The 26055-nt window shown below is 52.0% G+C and carries 19 protein-coding genes and 1 pseudogene; 5 read left to right on the top strand and 15 right to left on the bottom strand.

What is annotated here, in order from left to right; genetic code table 11:
- Positions 1-28 precede the first annotated feature (28 nt).
- From EFER_RS10960 to EFER_RS10950, 3 genes are all read right to left on the bottom strand, one after another.
- Entirely contained in the window at positions 29-1303 is a 1275-nt protein-coding gene (locus EFER_RS10960) for an RbtT/DalT/CsbX family MFS transporter (RefSeq protein WP_000089320.1), read from the bottom strand.
- Between the two features lie 101 nt (positions 1304-1404).
- Positions 1405-3009 (bottom strand): FGGY family pentulose kinase, encoded by a 1605-nt coding sequence (locus EFER_RS10955; RefSeq protein WP_000156562.1) that lies wholly within the window; start codon positions 3007-3009, stop codon positions 1405-1407.
- Between the two features lie 10 nt (positions 3010-3019).
- The gene (locus EFER_RS10950) at positions 3020-3769 is read right to left on the bottom strand and encodes an SDR family oxidoreductase (protein WP_001016802.1); all 750 of its coding nucleotides are present in this window, start codon (positions 3767-3769) and stop codon (positions 3020-3022) included.
- 161 nt (positions 3770-3930) lie between these two features.
- Between EFER_RS10950 and EFER_RS10945 the strand changes: the two genes are divergently transcribed.
- Complete coding sequence (locus EFER_RS10945; protein ID WP_000198988.1) at positions 3931-4962, top strand: LacI family DNA-binding transcriptional regulator; 1032 nt, start codon at positions 3931-3933, stop codon at positions 4960-4962.
- 2 nt (positions 4963-4964) lie between these two features.
- On the opposite strand, the gene EFER_RS10940 is transcribed toward EFER_RS10945, so the two are convergent.
- Entirely contained in the window at positions 4965-5906 is a 942-nt protein-coding gene (locus EFER_RS10940; protein WP_001030847.1) for a sugar-binding transcriptional regulator, read from the bottom strand.
- Between the two features lie 212 nt (positions 5907-6118).
- On the opposite strand from EFER_RS10940, the gene dalD reads away from it, so the two are divergent.
- From dalD to EFER_RS10920, 4 genes are all read left to right on the top strand, one after another.
- A complete protein-coding gene (dalD, locus tag EFER_RS10935) occupies positions 6119-7486 on the top strand; it encodes a D-arabinitol 4-dehydrogenase (RefSeq protein WP_001005231.1) in 1368 nt (455 codons plus the stop codon).
- A gap of 13 nt (positions 7487-7499) precedes the next feature.
- A complete protein-coding gene (gene xylB / locus EFER_RS10930; RefSeq protein ID WP_000280585.1) occupies positions 7500-8963 on the top strand; it encodes a xylulokinase in 1464 nt (487 codons plus the stop codon).
- Positions 8964-9031: 68 nt separating this feature from the next.
- Complete coding sequence (locus EFER_RS10925; protein ID WP_000060034.1) at positions 9032-10309, top strand: RbtT/DalT/CsbX family MFS transporter; 1278 nt, start codon at positions 9032-9034, stop codon at positions 10307-10309.
- A gap of 44 nt (positions 10310-10353) precedes the next feature.
- A complete protein-coding gene (locus EFER_RS10920; protein ID WP_000481296.1) occupies positions 10354-11007 on the top strand; it encodes an HAD family hydrolase in 654 nt (217 codons plus the stop codon).
- 73 nt (positions 11008-11080) lie between these two features.
- Here EFER_RS10920 and yegS read toward each other — a convergent pair whose 3' ends face one another.
- From yegS to mdtA, 11 genes and pseudogenes are all read right to left on the bottom strand, one after another.
- Positions 11081-11980 carry a lipid kinase YegS gene (yegS, locus tag EFER_RS10915; RefSeq protein WP_000774462.1) on the bottom strand — a complete coding sequence of 300 codons (900 nt, stop codon included), beginning with the start codon at positions 11978-11980 and terminating at the stop codon, positions 11081-11083.
- Positions 11981-12236: 256 nt separating this feature from the next.
- The gene (gene trhP, locus EFER_RS10910; RefSeq protein ID WP_000476035.1) at positions 12237-13598 is read right to left on the bottom strand and encodes a prephenate-dependent tRNA uridine(34) hydroxylase TrhP; all 1362 of its coding nucleotides are present in this window, start codon (positions 13596-13598) and stop codon (positions 12237-12239) included.
- Between the two features lie 102 nt (positions 13599-13700).
- Positions 13701-13997, bottom strand: coding sequence for a type II toxin-antitoxin system RelE/ParE family toxin (locus tag EFER_RS10905; RefSeq protein WP_001220183.1), 297 nt, complete (start codon positions 13995-13997; stop codon positions 13701-13703).
- A 1-nt stretch (position 13998) separates the two neighbouring features.
- Positions 13999-14296 (bottom strand): annotated as a pseudogene (locus tag EFER_RS10900) (type II toxin-antitoxin system ParD family antitoxin).
- A gap of 197 nt (positions 14297-14493) precedes the next feature.
- Positions 14494-14826 carry a YegP family protein gene (locus EFER_RS10895; protein WP_015953533.1) on the bottom strand — a complete coding sequence of 111 codons (333 nt, stop codon included), beginning with the start codon at positions 14824-14826 and terminating at the stop codon, positions 14494-14496.
- A 179-nt stretch (positions 14827-15005) separates the two neighbouring features.
- A complete protein-coding gene (gene baeR, locus EFER_RS10890; protein ID WP_000137877.1) occupies positions 15006-15728 on the bottom strand; it encodes an envelope stress response regulator BaeR in 723 nt (240 codons plus the stop codon).
- Positions 15725-17128 (bottom strand): envelope stress sensor histidine kinase BaeS, encoded by a 1404-nt coding sequence (gene baeS, locus EFER_RS10885; protein ID WP_000675173.1) that lies wholly within the window; start codon positions 17126-17128, stop codon positions 15725-15727. The genes baeR and baeS overlap by 4 nt, the downstream gene beginning before the upstream one ends.
- Positions 17125-18540, bottom strand: a complete 1416-nt coding sequence (gene mdtD, locus EFER_RS10880; RefSeq protein WP_000130825.1) for an MFS transporter — start codon at positions 18538-18540, stop codon at positions 17125-17127. The genes baeS and mdtD overlap by 4 nt, the downstream gene beginning before the upstream one ends.
- Complete coding sequence (mdtC, locus tag EFER_RS10875; protein ID WP_000667531.1) at positions 18541-21618, bottom strand: multidrug efflux RND transporter permease subunit MdtC; 3078 nt, start codon at positions 21616-21618, stop codon at positions 18541-18543. It lies immediately after the preceding gene.
- Entirely contained in the window at positions 21619-24741 is a 3123-nt protein-coding gene (gene mdtB, locus EFER_RS10870) for a multidrug efflux RND transporter permease subunit MdtB (RefSeq protein WP_001197909.1), read from the bottom strand.
- Positions 24741-25988, bottom strand: coding sequence for a multidrug efflux RND transporter subunit MdtA (gene mdtA, locus EFER_RS10865; RefSeq protein WP_000679019.1), 1248 nt, complete (start codon positions 25986-25988; stop codon positions 24741-24743). Before mdtA ends, mdtB begins: the two co-directional genes overlap by 1 nt.
- Positions 25989-26055 lie beyond the last annotated feature (67 nt).

The following is a 26055-nucleotide window of genomic DNA, read 5'->3' as shown; positions in this document are numbered from 1 at the left end:
AGGATGAGTGATTGATGCGCTACGTTTGTCAGGTGATATTCAGTGCTTTCTCAGTAACCGGTGCAGAACTGAATCCTGGCTGCTCAACGCGAATGAATGCGCAAAGGTTAAACGCCAATAGATACAATGCTGTATAGGCAATGACCACACCGATAGTACTAAACCACGGTAATAAAACCACGGCAATTGCCGGAGCCAGGAAGTTAGACATACCCGCAGAGAGGTTGTAAACCGAGATTGCAGCACCTTTGTGTTTTGGTTCCAGTGCCGGGAAGACAGCGGCCATCGGTACAAATGCAGCAACAAAAGTTCCCAGAGCAATCGCCGGAATCATTGCCATCCAGTAGTTGTGACCAAAGTATTGCGGCATATAGTAAAACGCTAAACTTGATGCTGCCATCCCGAGGCAACCAAACCAGCGAATAACACGCATCCAGCCCATTTTTTCTGCTACAATCCCCCAAAAAATATTAGAGAAAATAGTGGTAAAGAAAAATGCCGCCCAGACCTGCAACCATTCAGACGTGGTGAATCCCAGTTCATCCACAAACATCATTGGCATAATGACCGCAAAACCGAATAACGATAAGGTATTTATAATACGTACAATACTGGAGAGAAAAATATTGCGGTTGGTATAAAGTAACGTTACTGCCCGGCTTAATTCCGCAAACTTCTCACGGGGCGTTAAATTATGCATATGATCTGGTGTTTTAACATGACGCAAGGAGATCATAGCAATGACACCGCCAGCAAAGCAGAAGGCCAGCGCCAGCCATAACGTTCCCATTTCACCTATAGCCGGAATGGTAAAACTGGGAATATAACTGCCAGCAACACCGATCCCTACTGAATATACCGCCCAGTACCAACCCAGAGCAGAACTGGAATTTTCGCTACGCACGTTATGAATAATAACGACGATAAATGAGTAGAGAAATAGCGGATACGCTAAACCACGAATCCCGTAAAACAACAGGATTAACCCATAGTTTGCCTGTCCTAATCCAAAGACCAGAAACAGCACGTGGAATACGCACCATAGGACAAAACCAATCAGCATGGTTTTTTGCGGCGTGATGATTTCCGCTACTACCCCAGAAACCCAGGCGGAAAGGGCAGCCGCCAGGCCGTAGAGCGTAAAGGCAAAAGAGGCTTCCGCAGGTGTGAAGCCTAACGATTTAATATAGTGCGATAAGAATGCGAGTTCGAAACCATCACCAGTCATAAATACTGCGATGGCGATATATCCCCATATCAGATGCAGTGGCAAACCCAACCACTGTTTATTATTTCTGGACATATAAACCTCGTTTTTAGGGTGCAGATGAATGCACTCCGGGATATTACCGGAGTGAGTCGTTATTATTGATTGCCTGAAAACAGCGTCAGGCGGCTGGTTAATTAATCTCTGAGTAATTTTGCAGTATGCTGCAACTGCTTATAGGCCTCATATCGACGATAATGAAGAGATTGATAGCGTTCTTGCGGGTAATAATATTTATCCACATGGGTGAATTGTTGCATTGCTTCGCCAACAGAAGGTGCAATATTTCCGGCGACAGCACCAAGAATGGCCGAGCCTAATAAAACCGGTTCGCAGCATTGCGTGGTAATAACCGGAAGGCCGCAGGTATCTGCCAAAATTTGTCGTACCAGTGGATGCTGCCCGGCACCGCCGCTAATAACGATATTTTTACTCACTACCCCCTGCGCTGTTTGAGCGTCGAGAATTTGGCGCAGACCATAACCAATTCCGCATAATCCAGCGATATACAAGGCGAGTAAATTATCCAGATCTCGCTCCATACCCAGGCCACAAATTATCGCTCTGGCATGAGGATCTGCGAAGGGGGCGCGATTTCCGAGAAATTCCGGCACCACGTGTAGCCCTTTTGCCAGGGTGACAGCATCTGATGGTTGCGCCGTTTTTTCGAGGATTCGATCAGCAAGCCAGACGGGGAGAGGCTGATTCACACGTTGTGCCATTTCGCGAGCTTCTTCAACTGCCGGATGGAAATCCAGTAGCTGGTCAATAGCCGCTCCCGCAGCACTTTGCCCGCCTTCAACTAACCACAGCCCTGGAACCATCGCACTGTAATATGGCCCCCAGACACCCGGTACAAACGAGGGAGAAGTGGTAGATGCCATGGTGCATGAAGAAGTGCCGAAAACATACGCGAGATTGTTCAGCGCTCCACCTTCTACGCCAACCGTACCGATGCCACCAGCGTGAGCATCAATTAACCCCACAGCGACAGGTGTGCCGGGGAGTAATCCCATCTCTGCCGCGGCTTGTGCTGTTAGACCATTTCCACAAGGTGTTCCAGGAGAAACAATATGATGACCAATGCGAATAAAATCTTCATCCGCTAACTCTGCAAGGCCAATGGTGCGGAAGTAATCTGGATCCCAGCGATTTTCATGCGCCAGCCAAGTCCATTTACAGGTAACAGTGCATACTGAACGCGCTAAATCACCGGTAGCCCGCCAGGTGAGAAAATCGGCCAGATCGAAAAATTGTCCGGCACGTTCGTAGATCTCAGGCATATTTTCTTTCAGCCAGAGAATTTTCGGTGTTTCCATTTCAGGCGAAATTTTACCACCGACGTAGTTCAGCACCGGATGGTGAGTGGCATTGATTCGCTCTGCTTGTTCGGTGGCGCGGTGATCCATCCACACAATGATATTTTGCTTTGCATCGCTTTCCGGGCTGACAGGCAATGGATCACCGTTTTTATCCAGAACCACCAGAGAACAGGTGGCATCAAAACCGATGCCTGCCACACTTTGTGCACAAACGTCTGCCAGAGTGAGCGCATTACGAATACATGAACAGACCGCCTGCCAGATCTCCTGGCTGGATTGTTCCACGCGGCTTCCGCTGCGCCGTGTAGTCGTGATTTTTTCTGTGGCATGGGATAGCAGAGATCCGTTGAGATCAAAAATCCCGGCGCGGACACTGCCTGATCCCACATCAACACCAATAACGGTTTTGGTTATTGTCATGATTGCGCCCTTACAGATCGACACTGCCAGGCAGGATCACTAAATCTCGCACGGTGACATTTTTCGAGCGTGTCACCATAAATAGTACTGATTCCGCCACTTCAATCGGTTGCATCAGGCTACCATTTGCCAGGGCTTCTTCCATTTTGGCTTTTGGCCAGTCATCGAGCAGGGCAGTGACTACCGGCCCTGGCAGTACCGCACCCACACGTACGCCATATTGAGAAACCTGGCGGCGGGTAGTGTGTACGAACGCCTGAACGGCAAATTTGGACGCGGTGTAGATCGGTTCCCAGATAACCGGAACGACGCCCGCGATGGAACTGGTAAAAATAATATCGCCCGATTTCTGCGCAATCATATGTGGCAGGACAGCACGGACACAGCGAAACGCCGCATTTATATTCAGATTTAATACGCGATCCCAGACGTCTGGATCACCTTCAGCCACCGGGCCGCCAATGTAAGCCCCTGCATTGGCATGAAAAATATCCAGCCCACCCGCCAGTTCGATAATGCCCGCCAACATGTTATCGACTTGCTGATTATTGAAGAGATCGAGTTGCAGCGCGTACGCGTTTTCACCTAACTCAGCGACAATCTTTTGCAGTTTGTCGCCTTCCCGGTCAATCAATACTACCTTTGCTCCTGCATCAAGCAGCGTTTTTGCACACTGCAGGCCAATACCTGACGCAGCGCCAGTGATAGCCGCAACTTTGCCATTAAGGGGAGTATTCATAGAGGGCACAGAGTGATTCATCATATAATCCTTTTACCAGGGCGAATTTATAGTCTCTGTTTGCTGGCACGCACTGAACGGGAATTTAGCTGGCGTGTGAAGCAAACTGCTCAATCGATGAAGCAGATCTAGCACTTGCTTAAATTCTCAGCAAGAGACATTCAAAATGAAGAGGCAAATTTGTGACACGCGTTGAGAAAACGAAGAAAACGACCATTTACGACCTGGCAGAATTAACCGGCGTTTCTGCCAGTGCGGTAAGCGCTATTTTGAATGGCAACTGGAAAAAGCGACGCATCAGCGCAAAGCTGGCTGAGAAGGTCACCCGTATTGCAGAAGAGCAAGGCTATGCCGTTAATCGGCAGGCAAGTTTACTGCGCAGTAAAAAATCCAACGTTATTGGCATGATTGTGCCGAAATACGACAACCGATACTTTGGATCGATTGCCGAAAAATTTGAAGAGATGGCGCGAGCCAGAGGATTACTGCCAATCATCACCTGTACGCGGCGACAACCCGAACTGGAAATTGAGGCTGCTCGCGCCATGCTCTCCTGGCAGGTGGATTGGGTCATTGCTACCGGAGCGACTCAACCGGATAAAATAGCCAAAATGTGTCAGCAAGCGGGCGTACCGACACTGAATCTGGATCTGCCGGGAACACTGGCGCCGTCGATCATTTCTGATAACTACATGGGGGCGAAATTATTGACGGAAAGAATTTTAGCCAACAGCCAGAAACGCTATGGCAAGTTGGCGCCTTTAATTTTTGTCGGCGGACGTATCAGCGATAACAATACCGCTGAGCGTTTACGTGGTTTTGTCGATGCCCATCAGGCTTTGGGGATAACCGTACCGGATGAATATAAACTGGTTACCGGCTACTCTTCTGCTCGTGTAGAGGGATTACTGAAAGAGGTTTTCCAAAGCTCTTCAGTGTCGCTTCACGGGTTATTCGTCAACTCGACAATCTCTCTTGAAGGGGTGGTGCGCTGGCTGGCACAAACCGGGCAGACGGGAGCCAATCAACCGCCAATGGGATGTTTTGACTGGGATCCTTTTGTTTCTCTGCTCGGGCACGATATCGATATGGTTCGTCAGGATGTACCCGCCATGCTCGAAAAAGTGTTTGAAATTGTGGATTCTGGCGATACCACCCTGCGTCGCATTGAGATACCGCCACAACTCATTCCCAGCCTGAATGTTGTCAGCTGAGATTAACGTGTCAGCAACCAGCGTGCGGTGTGTTCATCGGTAACCAGACCGTTGATCCACCCACCTTTTAATGCCGCGAGGATCGCCGGACGTTTATCCTCACCACAGGCAGCAGCGATACGTGGGCAGTTGCTTTCGCGGATATCATGGCTGGTGATCATCTGGTTGATCTGGCTTTCCACAACATTGCCTTCAGCATCAATAAAGCGTCCGAGGATTTCACCAACGCCTCCGCGTGCTGTTAACTCCTCCAGTTGCTGCTCATCAATAAAACCATCTTTGAAGATAGGGCTTTGACGACCTAAAGCACCGATACCCACGAAAATAACATCAGAGTCACGTGCCACGGTTGAGACATTGCGGAACAATCGGTTGGTTGACCACATTTGGTACTCTTCGCGCGACTGAGCATAGCGTGGTGCAGGCCACTGGTAATATTTCCCCTGAATTTTTCTCGCCAAAAGCAGCGGTACGTCGTCGTAATAGTTGCATTGCCCGTGTTCATTCATGGCGCTAATCAACGCCACACAGCGGGTATTCTGACTATCAAAATCAATACGTTTAATGGTTTTCTTCAACGTTAAGCCAGAACCAATACCAACGATGGTCGGTTTGTCACCCTGTAAGTAACGCGCCATCAGTTGATAACAGCCAAATGTCACGCTATCGAGCGTACTTTCAATACTGTACACCGGCACAATATTGCAGTCGGTTAATTGGTACTTTTCCTTTAACAGTTGGGCATAATCGAGACAGTTGGCAACCGGATGGTGCAATCCAATTGACACAATCCCTTCGTCTTTTGCTGCCGCTATCAGGCGTTGAACCACTGGCCGCGAAGTGCCTAACTGGCTGGCGATTTCGCTCTGATTAAGCCCGGCAATGTAGTACATCCATGCCGCCCGTACTTTTTGATCGAGCCTGATGTCATCTTCTTTGTTCACGTTTCCCTACCTCAAAAGTGGCGTGCGGAATCGTGAAAATCCCGCAACAGATTAGCGTCATTTTGGCGATAGCTTTACCGCGAGGCAAGTTTATTGCTTTGATTTGGTCATTTGTAATTTTTACGGTCAATTGTTCTTTTGTGATCTAACGCTCTTAATTAACTCAAATGTTCGATTACAGTTCAGCCATAACGTCAATGGAGAACGAAACAATGAACGAACAATTTACATGGCTGCACATCGGGTTAGGTTCTTTTCATCGCGCGCATCAGGCGTGGTATCTACACCGTTTGCATGTGATGGGCGATAAACGCTGGAGCATTGCTGCGGGAAATATTCGTAACGATGCTGAACATGTCGTACAGGCACTCAGTGCGCAGAAAGGTCGCTATGTGCTGGAAACCGTTAGCCCGGAAGGGGTAAGCGAATATGAAGAGATCACCTCAATTCAGAAGCTGATACCGTGGCAGGCAGATTTACAACCGCTGATTGCTGAAGGGGCAGATCCGAAGACAAAAGTGATTGCTTTCACCGTCACCGAAGGCGGGTACTACCTGAACACCAGTCACAAACTGGAAGTCAACAATCCTGATTTAGCGGCAGATCTTAAAGGGGGATGCAAAACAATTTACGGTGTTATTACCCGTATCCTCGAAGCGCGTATGGCAAATAACGCCGGACCTCTGACCCTGCTGAATTGCGATAACGTGCGCCATAATGGTGAACGTTTCCATGATGGTCTGGTCGAGTTTCTCCAGCTGACTGGCAAACAGGATGTCATCGACTGGCTGAGTACAAATACTACTTGCCCGAACACCATGGTTGACCGCATTACGCCTCGTCCGGCAGCAGAACTTCCGGCACGGATCAAGGCACAAACAGGTATTGCAGATAAAGCGCCGGTAATGGGTGAAACCTTTATCCAGTGGGTCGTGGAGGATAATTTCCGCGATGTGCGCCCGGCACTGGAGAAGGTCGGTGTTGAGCTGGTGGCGTCGGTAATCCCCTATGAAGAGGCGAAGATTCGCATTCTTAACTCTTCACACAGTTGCATCGCCTGGGCAGGTACGTTAATCGGTCAAAAATATATCCACGAAAGCACAATGACCGATTTTATCTATCAGATTGCCGACCGCTACGTGACGGAAGATGTCATTCCTTGTCTGGGCGATAACGGTATCGATTTGCCAACCTACCGTGATGTTGTACTCAAGCGTTTTACCAATCCACATATTCAGGACACCAACCAACGTGTCGCTGCGGATGGTTTCTCGAAAATTCCGGCGATGATTGCCCCCACACTGCGAGAGTGCTACCAGCGAGGCGTTCGCCCGAATGCCACAGCCATGTTACCTGCTCTGTTTTACGTATTCATGGAGCAGTGGCATCACGGCAAACTGCCCTATGAATATCAGGATGGCATCCTCGATGCGCCAGCTGTTCATGCAATGTTCCAGTCTGCCGATCCCGTCGCTGTTTATGCCAGTGATAAAGCGCTGTTTGGCGATTTAACCGAACGTGAAGATTTTGCCGCGTTGTTGCGCGAAAAAATCGCTGACGTCTACGCGTTAATTAACTAACCAGGAGGCGGTTATGTATCTGGGTATCGATCTGGGCACATCGGAAGTTAAGGCGCTGGTCATTGATGAAAACAATGAAATTGTTGCCACCCATAGTGCGCCGCTGACCATTCAGCGCCCCCATCCACACTGGTCAGAACAATCGCCGCAAGCCTGGTGGGAAGCGACGGAATATTTAATGACGACCCTGCGGGAAAAATGCGGTCACCACTGGCAGGCGATCAAGGCCATTGGCCTTTCTGGTCAAATGCATGGTGCCGTCCTGCTGGATGAAAAAGGAGAGGCGATTCGTCCGGCGATTTTATGGAACGACACCCGCAGTGCGCAGGAGTGCGCGGAGCTGGAAGAGATTGCACCAGAGTTGCATCAGGTAGCGGGAAACCTGGCGATGCCTGGATTTACCGCCCCCAAATTGCTATGGGTACGGCGCCATGAGCCGCAGCACTTTGCGCGCATTTCCACCGTTTTACTGCCGAAAGACTATTTGCGTTTCAAAATGACCGGCCAAAAGATTTCCGATATGTCGGATTCTGCTGGCACGTTGTGGCTTGATGTTGAAAAACGCGACTGGTCAGATTCGTTACTGGAAAAATGTGGCCTGACACGGGCGAATATGCCGGAACTGGTAGAAGGTTGTGACGTTTCTGCCACTCTTTCCCCTGAAGTTGCCAGCCGATGGGGGCTGACATCTTCGGTTGTTGTTGCTGGCGGCGGTGGCGATAACGCCGTGAGTGCAATTGGTGTGGGGGCCGTTTCTCCCGGAGATGCGTTTATTTCTTTGGGAACTTCCGGGGTGTTGTTTGTGGTGACAGATGCCTATCGTCCTGCGCCGCAATCAGCAGTCCATGCTTTCTGTCACGTACTACCGAATTTATGGCACCAGATGAGTGTCATGCTCAGTGCCGCCAGTTGCCTGCAATGGTTCTGCCGCCTGGTGGGGGTAACGGAAACAGAGCTACTGGAAGAGATTGCCCAACTTTCTGATGCAGACAAAGCCAGCGCACCGATGTTCCTCCCGTATCTTTCTGGTGAACGTACGCCACATAACGATCCTCATGCCCGGGGAATGTTCTGGGGGCTGACACACTCCAGTCAGCGTGCGCTAATGGGATATGCAGTGCTGGAAGGTGTCAGCTTTGGTATTGCCGATGGGCTGCGAGTCCTGCAAGAAAGCGGTACGGCAATTGAGCAATGCTCGCTGGTAGGTGGGGGGGCGAGAAGTCCATTCTGGGCGCAGTTACTGGCCGACATTCTCGATATGCCAGTGGTGACGCATAAAGGCGGTGAGACGGGGGGGGCGCTGGGAGCCGCGCGTCTGGCCTGTCTGGCTACGGGAAAACCACTGGCGGCAGTGTGTGAAAAACCTGAAATCTTCAAAACCTGGCGCAGCGATCCTGAACGTCATAAAGCGCTGATGCAACGATATCAGCAGTTTACTGCGCTGTACCACAACGACCTGAACTATCGCAATCAATAACATCTGTCACAAATGCCCTCCGGTGTGTGCACCGGAGCGGCGTTTTGTATCCTACAAACGAGGTCACTATGTCGTTAACAAATAAACAATGGCTGGGATTACCCTTAAATCTGGTGTGGGGATATATTGCCATTGCCATCTTTATGACCGGAGACGGTTTTGAACTGGCATTCCTGTCGCATTACATTAAAGCACTGGGTTTCACGCCTGCAGAAGCTTCCTTTGCCTTTACACTTTATGGCCTGGCGGCAGCGCTTTCCGCCTGGGTTTCCGGCGTAGTTGCCGAAATCATTACGCCGCAAAAAACCATGTTTATCGGCTTTGTGCTGTGGTGCGTATTTCACGTGCTGTTTCTGGTCTTTGGGCTGGGGCAGGCGAACTATGGGTTAATCCTGCTGTTTTATGGGATTCGTGGCCTGGCCTATCCGCTGTTCCTCTACGCCTTTATTGTGGCGATTGTCCATAATGTACGCAGTGACAGCACCAGTGCTGCGCTGGGCTGGTTCTGGGCCGTTTACTCTATTGGTATCGGCGTATTTGGCAGCTACATCCCCAGTTTTACCATTCCGCTTATTGGCGAAATGGGAACATTATGGCTGGCGCTGGCCTTCTGTGGGGTTGGTGGCGCTGTTGCGTTAATTTCTATGCGCAAAGTAGAAACACCACGCCACATGCAAAATCTCACCACAAAAGAGAAGTTTAGCGAACTGGGCCGTGCGGTGACGTTGCTTTATACCAATCGCAATATTTTGCTTTCCAGCATTGTTCGCATTATCAACACATTATCTTTATTCGGATTCGCCGTAATTATGCCGATGATGTTTGTTGATGAGTTGGGCTTTACCACCTCCGAGTGGTTGCAGGTCTGGGCAGTCTTCTTCTTTACCACCATCTTCTCTAACGTATTCTGGGGTGTGCTGGCAGAGAAAATGGGCTGGATGAAAGTTGTTCGCTGGTTTGGTTGCGTGGGAATGGCGCTTTCCAGCCTGGCGTTCTACTACATGCCGCAACATTTCGGTCATAACTTTGCTATGGCGCTGATACCTGCGGTGGCACTGGGTATCTTTGTTGCTGCGTTCGTACCGATGGCAGCCGTTTTCCCGGCACTGGAACCGAAACATAAAGGGGCAGCCATTTCGGTTTATAACCTTTCAGCCGGGTTGTCCAACTTCCTTGCTCCGGCAATCGCCGTGGTACTTCTGCCTTATTTCAGTACTATTGGTGTGGTTATCGCTTACACCACCCTGTATGTGATAGCGTTTATTATTTGCCCTTTTATTCGCGTCGAACAACCGGGATTCTCAAATCAGCAAGTGTGTGAAGGGAAGACCGCCACCATTTCCTGATGATGACAAGCCTGGCGTGGTGCCAGGCTTTATTGCGAGGAACAATGTTTAATTGTAAAGCAGTCATTTTTGATATGGACGGTGTCATCATTGATTCGGAAGGGTTATGGCGTCAGGCACAAAAGGGAGCACTGGTAAGGTGGGGCACACGTGTCAGTGACGAAGAGTGTATAAGACTGACTAAAGGTAAAAGGCTGGATGAGATTGCCCAAACCTGGTGTGAATATTGTCATTTACACATTGAACCCGCACTGCTGGAAAGTGAGATTCGCCGCCTGATCACTACGTTGATTGCCGGGACGGGCGAAGCGATGCCAGGCGTTCAGGACGTGTTATCTTTTTTGCGCCGGAGTGGCTATCAACTGGCGCTGGCAACCTCTTCATCTTACCAGGTGATCGATGCTGTACTGACAAAACTCAATATTCAGCACTATTTTTCAGTGATTTGTAGTGCTGATGATGAAAACCATGGGAAACCACATCCGGCCGTTTATCTTTCTGCTCTGCGAGAATTACAACTGTCTGCTGCAGATTGTTTAGTTATAGAGGACAGTTTGAGTGGTTTTCAGGCAGCACAGGCGGCAGGAATAAACACCATTGTGGTATCGGAAGATGCCCAACAATGCTGCTTTAATGCGGCGAGTGCAAGATATTTATCGATGTATGAATTACTGGCAGCGTTAGCCGTAGCTGCGTAACAAAAAATGGTGAGCGCAGAAGATCCCAGGGATGATGCCGGTCTGCTAATCCTGCTTCTGCGCTTGCTTTTATTTAACGTAAAAGCGGGCAATCTGGTGGCAGACGGCAACGCAACGCTGCCGGAAGAATTTCAATATGAAAATTTTGCCCACTCAACGGTTCGCCATCAAGATTAAAGGTGATGTCGTGTGGTGCCTGAATATCAAACCACGCCGAAGCGCCGTCAATAATATTCGGATTTTCTTCGTCTGGTTTTAATGTCGAAACAAGAGCGGGAAGAATTTCATCACCAGTGAAAATACGCAGTTGCAATAAGCCATCATTAATTAACGCGTTCGGGCACAGCTGCTGACCGCCACCCGCCTGACGCCCGTTACCAATGCCAATGACCAGTGCATCACCTTGCCAGTGAAAATTTTCACCGCGGATTTCACAACGGTCCGGTTGCAGAGTATCCATACGCATTAAGCCATGAATGATGTAAGAGACGCCACCCAGCGCGGCTTTTAATTTTTCCGGCGTTTCTGTGGTAATACGCGTCCCAAATCCGCCTGTCGCCATATTAATAAAACAGGTTTCTTTATTAACCTGAGCGATATCAATTTCAATGGCGTTTCCTGCAATAGCCAACTTTAGCGCTTTATCCAGTGCGACTGGAATGCCAACACTGGTCGCAAAGTCGTTTGCGGTACCCAATGGCAATATACCCAGTGCAGGGATCACATTACCCTCACACTGGATCAGTGCCGTGGCGACTTCATTAATAGTGCCATCACCGCCTCCGGCAATCACTGTTGCAACACCAAGTTGGCGGGCTTCATCGACAAAACGTGCAGCATCGCCTTTTTCCCAGGTGACGCGCACATGAATCTTTATCCCTTCATCGCGTAACAGCATAATTGCTTCACGCAGTTGTTCATTATCTGCACTTTTACCATTAAGAATCAGTAAGCTGGCGGGTAAATCTGCCATGATCGTATGCCTTTATGATTGGTCTGTAGAAAGTGTAGAGCAGAAAAGAAAAGGTTTTGTCAGAAGAGGATGAAAGTGGGCCAAAAAAAATCAGCCTGCGTAAGGGAGATTACGCAGGCTAAGGAGGTGGTTCCTGGTACAGCTAGCATTTTATGGGTTATGTTTTTCAGCGACTCAGATAATACCTGGTTTTTATGTAACGGTATGTGATCGATTTCTAAGAATCTTCCCGTCGCAAAAAAATAACCTTAATTAATCACTTACTATGCGGGTTACGCGTGGTTTCCCCGGAGAAATTACGCATCAGCAGCGCATAATTCAGTTCGAGATCCTGCGGTACCGGGATCCACACAGTATAACCATCGCCCGGTGCGACCGGCATTGCTTCGCCTTTGGCGTTTTCCATATGCTCAAGGGTAAAGTTAATGTTCCCTTGCGGCGTCATCAGCTCAAGGCTGTCGCCAACGGAGAATTTGTTTTTAACCGCTACCGCCGCGTGGTCGCCTTTGCGCTCACCGGTAAACTCACCAACAAACTGCTGGCGGTCAGAAACGGAATAACCGTATTCGTAGTTCTGATAATCGTCGTGAGTATGACGACGCAGGAAACCTTCGGTATAGCCACGATGCGCCAGACCTTCCAGAGTTTCCAGCAGGCTGGTATCGAATGGTTTTCCCGCAGCTGCGTCATCGATAGCTTTACGGTAAACCTGCGCGGTGCGTGCGCAATAGTAGAAAGATTTTGTACGACCTTCGATTTTCAGCGAATGCACGCCCATTTTGGTCAGGCGTTCAACGTGGGCGATAGCGCGCAGATCTTTCGAGTTCATGATGTAAGTGCCGTGCTCATCTTCAAACGCGGTCATATACTCGCCCGGACGCTGAGCTTCTTCGATCATAAACACTTTGTCGGTTGGCGCGCCGATACCCAGCGTCGGCTCAACATTTTGCACCGGAATCGGCTCGTACTTGTGCACGATGTTGCCAACGTCATCTTCTTTCCCTTCCTGGACGTTGTACTCCCAGCGGCAGGCGTTGGTGCAGGTGCCCTGGTTCGGGTCGCGCTTGTTGATATAGCCAGAGAGCAGGCAGCGACCGGAGTAGGCCATGCACAGCGCGCCGTGAACGAAGATCTCTACCTCCATATCCGGCACCTGATTGCGGATCTCTTCAATCTCTTCCAGCGACAGCTCGCGAGAGAGGATCACGCGGGTCAGGCCCATTTGCTGCCAGAATTTCACCGTCGCCCAGTTCACGGCGTTAGCCTGTACCGAGAGATGGATCGGCATTTCAGGGAAGTGCTCACGCACCAGCATAATCAGCCCTGGATCGGACATAATCAGCGCATCCGGCCCCATTTCCACCACCGGTTTCAGGTCACGGATAAAGGTTTTCAACTTAGCGTTGTGCGGTGCAATGTTGACCACGACATAAAACTTTTTCCCCAGCGCGTGGGCTTCATTAATGCCGAGCTGAAGATTTTCGTGGTTGAATTCGTTGTTGCGCACACGCAGGGAGTAACGCGGCTGGCCCGCATAAACAGCATCTGCGCCATAAGCGAAAGCGTAACGCATATTTTTCAGCGTTCCCGCCGGGGAAAGGAGTTCCGGTTTAAACATAATTCTCTCGTTCTGATGACAGGTCAGATCCGCTTCACCTGATGAAGCGGTTAGGGGAGTGCCCCCACTTTAAGGGCGGGCATTGTAGCGCAATCGGTGGGTTTAGCTCCAGTGTAAATGTCTGGTGGCGTCCTGGTTTTGGTTAAGGATACGAATGACGATAATTTCCCCTGGTGATTGCAGGAAATAAATTACGTGGCGTTCAAAAGGAAGAACAAAAATACCTTCGCCTAATTCAGATCTGGGCGTACCTATATTATTGTTACTCAGAATCTGGAGAACGTCTGAAAGATGTTCCACATATCTGTCGGCTTGTGGTTCGCCGAAATGGTGATAACTGTAATACCAGATGCCTTCTAAATCCTCATTGGCTTTTGGCATGAGTTTAATAATACGCACATTATTTCCTTATCCCTGCTTTCACCTTCCGTAAAAACGCGTCCTTTTCCCACGGCTGAGCTTCACCACTACTCAACCCTTCTGCGAGCATGTCACGTAACGCTTGCAGGCGAGACTCTGCTTGCTTTTCTCGAAGTAAGCGCAGTGACTCACGGATCACTTCGCTTTGGGTGCGATAGTCGCCGGATTCAATCAAGGACTCGATAAATTCACGCAACTCATCGCCAAGATCAACTGTCATCGTTCTGGCCATGTTTATGCTCTCTTGTAAGTAAAAATCTTACATCAGTGTATGTCATAAACCGGATAGCGTCACGAAAAGTATTAGAAGATATTTTGGCATATGAACATGGTCAGGAGGATAAGCATGGAGATGTTAAACAAAGAAAGCACAATGAGTATTCATCAGTGTCCACTATTTTAATGGCGCAGGTAAATAAATAAGCGTTATTTGGAAATAAAGCCGGACGCCAACAACCCACGCCCGGCATCGTAATTACGTATTGTCTTTCACCGTCTGGCTTGTGCCATTGGCTTTAACGGAGGCAATTCCGGTTTCACGAGATTGCGCGGTGGCGTACATCTGGCTGGAGCCGATAATTTGATGATTGGCGGCTTTCAGATTGAAATAGAATTTGCCGTTGCTTGCCGTTTTTTTCTCATAGCGTTCTTCTTGCGGGCTGTTGCTACGTACCGACGCGATGCCCTTTTCCGCAGAGGCTTTTGAGGTATACAGCTCGCTGGTGAGGATAGTCTCACCATTGCCCGCTTTTAGCACAAACCGGCATTGATTATCACTGCTCTTACTGAGTTCAAACCAACCAGCCATAATGACTCCTTGATTGAAATTGCGTATCGAAAACAGCATCTAAAAGGACTGTTTGCCGATTAAAGTATGAGCGATTTTCAGGTGCTTGCCAGGGCGGAGAGATAATGTCAGATAGCCGACAATGCGCGGGATAATGCTGCCGGATGTGGCGTGAATGCCTTCTCCGGCAGGTAAAAATGTTAAACGATGCGGCAGGCGTCGGCTTCCCAGCGGTAACCGACGCCATAAACGGCGCGGATAAATGACTGTTCGGCGTCGAGAGATTCCAGCTTGCGACGCAGGTTTTTAATGTGGCTGTCGATAGTGCGGTCGGTCACCACGCGGTAGTCGTCGTAAAGATGATTGAGCAATTGCTCGCGGGAGAATACTTTTCCCGGTTCATGAGAGAGCGTTTTCAGCAGACGAAATTCCGCAGGCGTCAGGTCAAGCATTTTACCGCGCCATGAAGCCTGAAAACGACCTTCGTCGATAATCAACGGGCTTTCGGCATCCTGTTGCTGCAACTCGCGCTGCGGTTTGCAACGGCGCAAAATGGTTTTGACGCGCGCTACCACTTCCCGTGGACTGTACGGCTTACAGATATAATCATCTGCGCCAATTTCCAGCCCGAGCAGGCGGTCGATCTCTTCGATTTTTGCTGTCACCATCACGATCGGAATGTCAGAAAAACGACGAATTTCCCGACACAACGTCAGGCCATCGGTGCCAGGGAGCATCAGATCCAACAGGATCAGATCCGGTGGTGTCTGGCGCACATACGGCAGTACCTGATCGCCGTGGCTGATAAGCGTCGGCGCATAGCTCGCAGCACGCAGATAATCAATAAGCAACTGCCCCAGCTTCGGTTCATCTTCCACGATCAAAATACGTGGCGTGTTTTCGTCGATTGGTAACTCGGTCATACTTCTCTCTGTAAATCCCGTTCCAGCGGTAACTCTACTGTAATGCTTACCCCGCCAAAAGGCGAATGAGCGGCAACAATGCGACCATTATGTGCTTCAACAATGTTAAGACAAATAGCCAGCCCCAAGCCGGAACCGCCGCTGGCACGGTTGCGGGAACCTTCGGTGCGATAAAAACGCTCAAACAATTTTTGCAGTTGATCGTCACTAACGCCCGGTGCACTGTCGGCAAAGGTCAGGCGCACCGTTTTGTCATGTTGCTCGGCAGAGATATGCAAGCTGCCGCCGCTGTCGGTATAGCGCAGGCTGTTTTCCAGTAAGTTATTGAACAACTGCATTAAACGATCGCGATCGCCAAATACGGTAATGCTGTCTGGCAGGGAAAATTGCAGTTTCAGCCCGCGGCTGGCGAAACGCTCACGAAATGCGCCACCCGCGACTTCCAGTAGCGGGATCAGATCCACCGACGATTTCTGGTAGGCGAGAGCGCCTTCATCAGACATCGACAATTGATGAAGATCATCCACCAGTTTGGTCAGTGTACCGACCTCTGCCTGTAAAGAAGCCACCGTCTCCGGCGTGAATTTACGCACGCCATCCTGAATAGCTTCCAGTTCGCCGCGCAGTACCGCTAAAGGCGTGCGCAGCTCGTGGGAGATATCGGCCATAAAATCGCGGCGCATCTGTTGGTTTTTCTCCAGGGTGCTGGCGAGCTGGTTGAAGTCTTGCGCCAGTTTCCCTAGTTCATCTTCGCTGGTGGGCGTCACGCGAGTAGTGAAATCGCCCGCTGCCAGTTTGTGTGTACCGTCCACCAGTCGTTTGACCGGAGCCAGCAAACCGCGCGCCAGTGGGAATGTCGCCAGCGCTGCTAATAAGGTAGATAAAGCGACAATCAGCCAACTGGTTTGCCTCTGTTGTCTGTCAAAATTGATATCGGTATTGCGGGTCAGTCGTTCAACAGGGGAGGCGATCACCGCACCCACTTCTGCCCCATTGACCATAATGGGCCGCCGTGTGCCGTCTGGTGGAATCGGTGCTCGCGGGCCAACCAGCACTTTGTTGTTTTGATCAACCACCCAGAATTGCGTGCGCCAACCGTGTGGCGGCATACCGGGGCCGGGCTTATCTTCGTTGTTATCATGCTCCAGCGAACGTAGGATCTGAAATACAAAGCGATCGTTATTACGCAGGAAGCGCCAGTTCCCGTGCTGGGCGTACTGCTCACCAAGCGCATCGCCGAGCATTTGCAGCCGTTGTTCATTACCATGCTTGATGTAATCGATAAAGCCGCGCTCAAAACTGATACGTACCGCCCAGTGCATCGTGATCAATAAGACAATGCAGGTGGCGAAAATCGCCAGAAACAGTTTGCCGGTAATACCGGGTCGCCAGAACTTCATTGCGCGCTCCTTTTTCGCCGCGAAATAGCGACATTTTGATGCGTATCGTTCGGAACTCTGGCAAAGATGAACGCCGGAAGGGCGATGATAAGCGCCATGCTAAGCCAGGTGTACATAAAGACGGTTTGTGTGGTGCTGCTGTCTACGCTGACATGCTGTGAACCAAAAAGCCCCAGCAACAGCCCGGCGATGGTGACGCCGATACTCATCGATAATTGCATAATCATCGACAGCAGGCTGTTGCCGCTGCTCGCCAGATTGTCTGGTAGATCTTTCAGCGTCAGGGTGTTCATAGAGGAGAAACGCGTCGAGTTGACCATCCCTTGTAAAAACAGGACGAACGGCAAAACGTAGTACCAGCCCAGCAGAGCGGTAGTCATAAACAGCAGGGTGACCAGCGACAGGCCCAGCGTGGTCGCCACCAGTACCCGACGGTAACCAAAGCGATTCACCACCTGCACTACAATTCGCTTCATTCCCATGCTGCCGAGCACCATCGGGATCATCATCAATCCGGCATGAAACGGCGAGAAACCGAGGCCAATCTGTAAGAAAACCGGTGTCATAAAGGGCAACATGCCACTGCCGATACGTCCGGCAAAGCTCCCCGCCAGGCCCAGCGAAAAGGTACGAGTGCGGAACAGTTTCAGGCTGAACAGGGCGCGGTTGTTATTTCTGGCGTGCAGCAGATAAAGCACCAGTGCCACCACGCCAATCGCTGCCAGTCCGGCAATCGCCAGCGGCGATAAACCAGTACCTTTACTGCCATCCAGCGCCAGTGTTAATACCGCCATGCCAACCGCCAGCAATAAAAAACCGGAGAGATCGAAACGCCGCGTCTGCATGGTGTAGTTTGGCATTAACATCAGCGTGGCGATCGCACCGATAATCCCTACCGGAATGTTGATTAAAAAGATCCAGTGCCAGGACGCGTATTCCACCAGCAGGCCGCCGAGCGCCGGACCAAGCAGCGGACCGACTTGCCCGGGCAGCGTAACAAAGGTCATCGCCGCCATATATTGCTCGCGCGGTACAATTTTCATCACCGTCAACCTGCCGACCGGCACCATCATCGCGCCGCCAACGCCCTGTAACGCGCGTGCCAGCAACAGTTCGTTTAGCGTGGCAGAAAGCGCGCAAAACAGCGAACCGAGGGTAAACAGCACGATGGCGGTAAAGAAGATATTGCGTACGCCGACTTTGTCCGCCAGCCAGCCGCTGGCGGGCAGCATCACCGCCACGGTCAGCACATAAGATACGATGACCATGTGCATATGCAGCGGGCTTTCCCCGAGGCTTTGAGCCATTGAGGGAAGCGCGGTGTTAACGATGGTGGTGTCCAGCGACTGCATAAAGAAGCCGAAAGCCACAATCCACAATTGCCAGCGGGTGCTGTCGGGAAGATCTGTCATTTACTCGGTTACCGTTTGTTTAGGTTTACGCGAAAAACGCAGCCGCAGACGGTCGAAGAAGAGATACACCACTGGCGTGGTATACAGCGTCAGGAGCTGGCTCATTACCAGACCGCCGACAATGGTGATCCCCAGGGGTTGCCGCAGCTCCGAGCCGTCACCGCCCGACAATACCAACGGCAGCGCACCAAACAGCGCCGCCAGGGTAGTCATCATAATCGGGCGAAAACGCAGCAGACAGGCCTGGAAAATAGCTTCCTGCGGCGTCAGGTTACCGTGCCGTTGGGCTTCGAGCGCAAAATCGACCATCATAATGGCGTTTTTCTTCACGATGCCGATTAATAGCATGATCCCTATCAGGGCGATTAGGCTGAACGGGGCATTGAATAGCTCCAGCGCCAGCAGCGCCCCAACGCCCGCCGAGGGCAGGGTGGAGAGAATCGTCAGTGGATGCACGTAACTCTCGTAAAGGATACCCAGCACGATATACACCGTGGCGATGGCTGCGATAATCAGGATCACCTGCGAGTTCATCGTCTCCTGGAACACCTGCGCTGTTCCGGCAAAACTGCCGCGCACCGTCGAAGGCACACCTAGCTGGGTCATTGCGCGGTCGATCGCCGCACTGGCGTCCGAGAGCGATTTTCCGGTCGGTAAGTTGAACGAGATGGTCGAGGCCGCCGATAATCCCTGATGATTCACCGACAGCGGGGCATTCGCCGGTTGCCATTTAGCGAAATATGACAGAGGGATCGCTTTTCCTTCGTTATTAATGACAAACATTTTTTCCAGTGCACTGATGTCCTGGGTATAGCGCGGATCCACTTCCATCACCACTTTATACTGGTTCATGGGCTGGTAAATGGTCGAGATTTGCCGCTGACCGAAGGCGTTATTCAACAGGCTGTTGGCGGCCTGCACGTCGATTCCCAGCCGTGCCATGGTATCGCGGTCGTAAACCAGATTCATCTCCGCGCCGTTATCCTGCTGGTCGGAATTCACGTCCGCCAGTTCCGGCAATGTCGCCAGTTTTTTGCGGATTTTCGGCTCCCATTCGCGCAGCGCCGCCAGGTCGTCGGACAGCAACGTATACTGGTAACTGGCGTTCGACTGACGTCCGCCAACGCGAATATCCTGCACTGCCATCAGGAACAGATTCGCCCCTGGCTCTTTTGCCAGCTTCACCCGTAGACGGTCGATAATTTGCTGCGCCGTTTCGCTGCGCTCGTCGCGTGGTTTGAGAGTGATAAACATCATCCCACTGTTCACCCGCGAGCCACCGGTAAAGCCGGTGACATTATCCACTGCCGGATCGTCACGGATAATTTTCATGAAATCCTGCAATTTGCCGCGCATCGCCTGAAACGAAATACTCTGATCCGCCTGTATCCCGCCCATCAGTACACCAGTGTCCTGCTCCGGGAAGAAGGTTTTCGGGATCGAGATATACAGCCAGATATTCAGCGCAATGGTGCCAAGCAGCACTACGCCCACCAGACGGGTATGATTGAGTACCCATTTCAGCGACTTGCCGTAGCCTTGTTGCAGAGCAACCAACATGCGACCAAAACCACGCAGTCGCTTTTGCTCGCGCGGCTTGCTGGCTTTCAGCATCCAGCCGCACATCATTGGCGTTAGCGTCAGGGAAACCAGCAACGAAATACCAATGGCGACAGAAAGCGTCACGGCAAACTCGCGTAACAGGCGTCCTGGCAATCCGCCCATCAGCAGCAGCGGCAGGAACACCGCCACCAGTGACAGACTCATCGACAGCACTGTAAAGCCGACTTCGCGGGTACCTTGCAGTGCGGCTTGCAACGGTTTCATTCCCGCTTCCAGATGACGGGCAATGTTTTCCAGCACCACGATGGCGTCATCCACCACAAAGCCTGTAGCGATGGTCAGCGCCATTAACGAAAGATTATTGAGACTGAAACCGCACAGGTACATCGCGGCAAACGTACCAATCAGCGAAACCGGCACCGCAACGGCGGGAATAATAGTGGCGCGACCCGAGCGCAGGAATAAAAACACCACCAGAATCACCAGCGCCACCGAGATAATCAGCGTTTGCTCGACTTCCTCCAGTGAGGCGCGAATGGTGGGGGAGCGGTCCTGGGCAATTTGCAGATCAATCGCCGCCGGAATGGTCTCCTGCAACTCCGGTAATTTTGCCCGGATGCTGTCAACCGTCTGGATAATATTGGCTTCCGGCAGCTTGCGGATCATCAGCAAAATAGCCGGTTTGGCGTTGGTCATCCCGGCGTTGCGCACATCCTGCACTGAGTCGGTCACCGTCGCTACATCGCCCAGACGAACCGCGCCGCCGTTGTTGTAATGAATAATCAGCGGCTGATATTCAGCGGCGGTTTTCAGTTCATCGTTAGTCTGGATCTGCCAGCGGTGAGTGCCATCTTCCAGCGCCCCCTGCGGTTTACGCACGTTGGCATTGCTGATGGCAGTGCGTACGTCGTCCAGCGACACGCCCTGATTAAACAGCGCCTGCGGGTTCAGCCCAACGCGCACGGCGGGCAACGAGCTGCCGCCGACATCGACATCACCGACGCCGTCGATTTGCGAAATTGTCGGAGCCAGTTGCGTCGAGGCGAAATCGTACAGTTCACCCTGCGAATAAGTATCGGATGTCAGCGTCAGGATCATAATTGGCGCATCCGAAGGATTCGCTTTGCGATAGGTCGGACGGCTTGGCATTCCGCTGGGCAGCAAACTTTGCGCGGCGTTGATCGCCGCCTGCACATCGCGCGCCGCGCCGTTGATATCCCGGTCAAAATCAAACTGCAAAATAATACGCGTGCTGCCAAGCGAACTGCTGGAGGTCATTTCACTGACCCCGGCGATGCGCCCAAGTGAGCGCTCCAGCGGCGTGGCGACGGAAGACGCCATTGTCTCCGGCGACGCACCGGGCAGCGAGGCGCTGACCATAATCACCGGAAAATCGACCTGTGGCAGCGGGGCGACCGGCAGCATACGGAAGCCCAGTATTCCGCACAGGGTAATGGCAACCGACAGTAAAATCGTCGCCACCGGACGGTAAATGAAGAGGGCAAAAAACTTCACTTACGCCTCCTCTTCATGACGGGCAAAGCGACTTTTGGTCCACAATGCCAGGCGGTCGAATAGCAGATAAATCACCGGCGTGGTGAACAGCGTCAGCACCTGGCTAACAACCAGACCGCCGACCATACCGATGCCTAACGGACGACGCAGTTCCGCGCCAACTCCGGTGCTCAACATCAGCGGCAGCGCGCCAAGCAGTGCCGCCAGAGTGGTCATCAGGATCGGACGAAAACGCAGCAAACAGGCCTGGTAAATTGCATCGCGCGGCGACATGCCTTGCTCGCGCTCAGCAGCCAGCGCGAAGTCGATCATCATGATGGCGTTCTTCTTCACGATACCGATCAGCAAAATAATGCCGATAATCGCGATCACATCCAGTTCGCTACCGGCAATCAGCAACGCCAGCAGTGCGCCGACCCCTGCCGTTGGCAACGTCGAGAGAATGGTGATCGGGTGAATAAAGCTTTCGTAAAGAATGCCGAGCACGATATACATCGCCACCACCGCCGCGACAATCAGCCAGACAGTGCTGCCCAGCGCCGACTGGAAGGCGAGGGTGCTGCCCTGGAACTGCGTGGTGATATCCACCGGCAGATTCAGCGTCTTTTCGGTGTCCATAATCGCCTGCACCGCATCGCCCAGCGAATAGTTATCTGGCATGTTAAAGGAGATGGTCGTTACCGGGAACTGATCCAGATGGTTGATGGAGAGCGGCGCAAAACGCTGCTCAATTTTGGCAATTGAGCTTAGCGGCACCACGCCACCGTCGCTGCTGGTCAGGCGAATGGTATCCAGCGCCGCAAGCCCTGGGGTATTTTCGGTATTGTGCTCCAGCACCACGCGATACTGGTTAGCCTGAGTATAAATGGTGGAAATCAGTCGCTGACCAAACGCGTTGTACAGGGCGTTATCGACGTCCGCCATGCTGATCCCCAGACGGCTGGCGCTGTCGCGATCAACATTGACATACGCCACCAGCCCTTGGTCCTGCCAGTCGCTGGAGACATCAGAAAGCTGTGGCAGTTGCTGGAGTTTTTCCACGAGTTGTGGCACCCAGGTGCTGAGCGCATCCAGCGATGTGGCCTGCAAGGTAAACTGGTACTGGGTGCGGCTGACCTGAGTATCAATCGTCAGGTCCTGCGTTGGTTGCAGGAAGAGATCGACGCCCGGCACTTTATCTACTGCCGTTTGCAAACGGGCGATGACTTTTTGCACCCGATCATCACGTTCATCCAACGGTTTGAGGTTGATCTGTAAACGCGCACTGTTCAGCGACGGGTTAGTGCCATCAACGCCAACAAATGAGGTCAGGCTTTGCACCGCCGGATCCTGCAATATCACGTCCGCGACCTGGCGTTGCCGCTGGGCCATATTGGCAAAGGAGCTGGATTGCGGTGCCTGCAAAGTGCCCTGAATAATGCCGTTGTCCTGTACCGGGAAGAAACCTTTCGGAATGAACACCCATAAGAGAACGCTAAGCAGCAGCGTGCTGAGCGCTACGCTTAAAGTCAGCCACGGATGATTCAGCACTTTCGCCAGTCCACGACCATAGGCGGCGATTATCCTGTCGAACATTTTCTCTGAGGCACGGGAGAAGCGGTTCTGTTTACGCAGCGACTCCTGGCTGAGCATCCGTGCGCACATCATCGGCGTCAGGGTCAGCGACACCACGGCTGAGATCAAAATCGCGACTGCCAGAGTAATAGCAAATTCGCGGAACAGGCGCCCGACGATATCGCCCATAAACAGCAGTGGGATCAATACCGCAATCAGTGAGAAGGTCAGCGAGATAATGGTAAAGCCGATTTCACCCGCGCCCTTGAGCGCCGCCGCCAACGGTTTTTCGCCTTTTTCGATATAGCGGGAAATATTTTCGATCACCACGATGGCGTCATCGACCACGAATCCGGTGGCGATAGTTAACGCCATCAGCGTCAGGTTATTGATTGAAAAATCGAGAAACACCATAACCGCAAAGGTGCCAATTAACGACAGCGGCACGGCGACGCCAGGAATGATAGTCGCCGGAATATTGCGCAAAAACAGGTAGATAATCATGACTACCAGCGCGATAGCCATCATCAATTCAAACTGGGTATCGTTGACCGATGCGCGGATATTGGTGGTACGGTCAGAAAGTACCGTCACCTTCACCGATTTCGGCAGACTCTCGGTGAGCTGTGGCAGCATCTGCCGGATGCTGTCGGCGGTGGAGATAATGTTAGCACCAGGCTGGCGCTGAACATTCATCACTATGGCCTGTTCTTTATTTGCCCACGCCCCAAGCCAGCTATTTTCTGCACCTTGCTCTACGGTTGCGACATCGCCCAGACGAATCGGCGCGCCGTTCTGGTAGGCAATAATTAGCTGGCGATACTCTTCGGCGGATTGCATCTGGTCGTTCGCGGAAAGGGTGACCGCGCGGGAAGGGCCGTCGAGGCTACCTTTAGCCGAGTTAACGTTAGCGCCGGTAATGGCGGTGCGCACGGTTTCGCTGGTCAGGCCGAGGGCGGCAATCGCCTGGGCGTTAAGTTTGACGCGAACAGCCGGACGCTGACCGCCGGAAAGCGTCACCAGCCCGACGCCGGAAATCTGCGAGATCTTCTGCGCGACGCGGGTTTCCACCATATCTTCCACTTGCGTCATCGGCATGGCGGTTGATGTGACGGCAAGCGTCATGATCGGCGGATCTGCCGGGTTCACTTTGCTGTAAACCGGTGGGTTAGGCAGATCGCTCGGCAACAGGTTAGTGGCGGCATTAATCGCGGCCTGCACTTCCTGCTCAGCGACATCCAGCGGTAATGTTAGCTGGAATTGCAAGGTGATAACTGACGCGCCGCCGGAACTTTGCGATGACATCTGTTTCAGGCCAGACATCTGCCCGAACTGGCGTTCGAGCGGCGCAGTAACGGCGGAGGTCATGACATCCGGGCTGGCGCCAGGGTAGAGCGTGACCACCTGAATGGTCGGATAGTCCACTTCCGGCAGCGCCGAAACGGGCAGGGCGCGATAACCGATAATCCCGGCGAGTAAGATCGCCACCATCAGCAGCGTGGTGGCGACAGGACGCATAATAAACAGGCGCGACGGGCCGCCTGTGCTGCTCGGGGGTAACACCTGCATCAGGAGCGTGCTCCTTTTTTCGCGTATTCGCGGCTGGTGGCTTTCTCTTCTGGAGTGGTGGCGCTCTGGGCTTCCACCACTTCCACTTTCGCCCCTTCGGTCAGGCGATCAATGCCGTCTGTCACTACGCGATCGCCCGCGGAAATCCCCGCGCGGATCACCACTTTCTGACTGTCCTGAATGCCCGGCGTCACCAGATGTTTGCTGACTTTGTTTTCGCTATTCAGCACCCAGACAAAATGGCCTTCGTTGCCCATTTGCAGGGCGGCGGTGGGGATCACCACGGCGTTTTGTTCGGTGTCGACTAACATGCGCGCGTTAACAAACTGATTGGGAAACAGCGCATCATCCTGATTATTAAAGCGTGCTTTCACTTTAATCGTACCGGTAGTGGCATCGATTTGGTTATCGAGACTTAACAGCGTGCCTTCACTTAATTTCTTCGAGTTGGTGCGATCCCAGGCTTCAACAACCAGCGGTTTTCCGGCTTTTTGCGCCTGTACTACGGTAGTGATATCGCTTTCCGGCAGGGTAAAGAGCAAATCGATAGGATGCGTCTGGGTGATCACCACAATCCCGGTGGTATCACCACTGGAGATTTGGTTACCAACATCAACCTGCTTGAGACCAACGCGACCATCGACTGGTGCGGTGATGCGGCTCCAGTCGAGTTGCAGCTGCGCACTGGCGACGCTCGCTTCATCAGCCTTAAAGGTACCTTCGGTTTCACTGACCAGCGCCTGTTGGGCATCCAATTCCTGACGGGAGACGAGATTGGTTTTTGCCAGTTGCTGATAACGCGCTAAATCACGGCGGGCGTTGGCTAGTGTGGCTTTATCTTTTGCCAGTTGCCCCTGAGCTTGTGCTAATGCAACTTTGAACTGGCTGGGGTCAATTTCTGCCAGTAAATCGCCTGCTTTGACCTGCTGACCCTCCTGGAAATGTAATGCCATCAGTTGACCATCTACGCGACTGCGCACCGTAACGGTGTTAGCAGCGGTAATCGTACCAAGCCCGGTGAGGTAACGCGGAACCGCCTGTTCCACGGCAGTTGCTGCCTGAACCGGGGCCAATGGGCCGGAACGCATACCACGGCGGCCACCGGCTGGCGACTGCTGTGCTTGCTTCGTCGCACCTGGCGCTGCGCTCTGGGATTCATTGCGGCCTTGCCAGAACCAGAAAGCGGCGATGGCGGCGATAACCACCACGATTACGATTACCCAACGGGATTTATAACTGCCTTTCATCGTTAAGAGTTTCTCTTCCTGAAACGTTTCGCGGAATGATACTAGTGTAGCCAGCCAATAAGGGAGA

The organism is Escherichia fergusonii ATCC 35469, from assembly GCF_000026225.1.
Taxonomy (GTDB): domain Bacteria; phylum Pseudomonadota; class Gammaproteobacteria; order Enterobacterales; family Enterobacteriaceae; genus Escherichia; species Escherichia fergusonii.
Note: the sequence above shows the minus strand (reverse complement) of the source record. Positions and strands in the feature narration are given on the sequence as shown.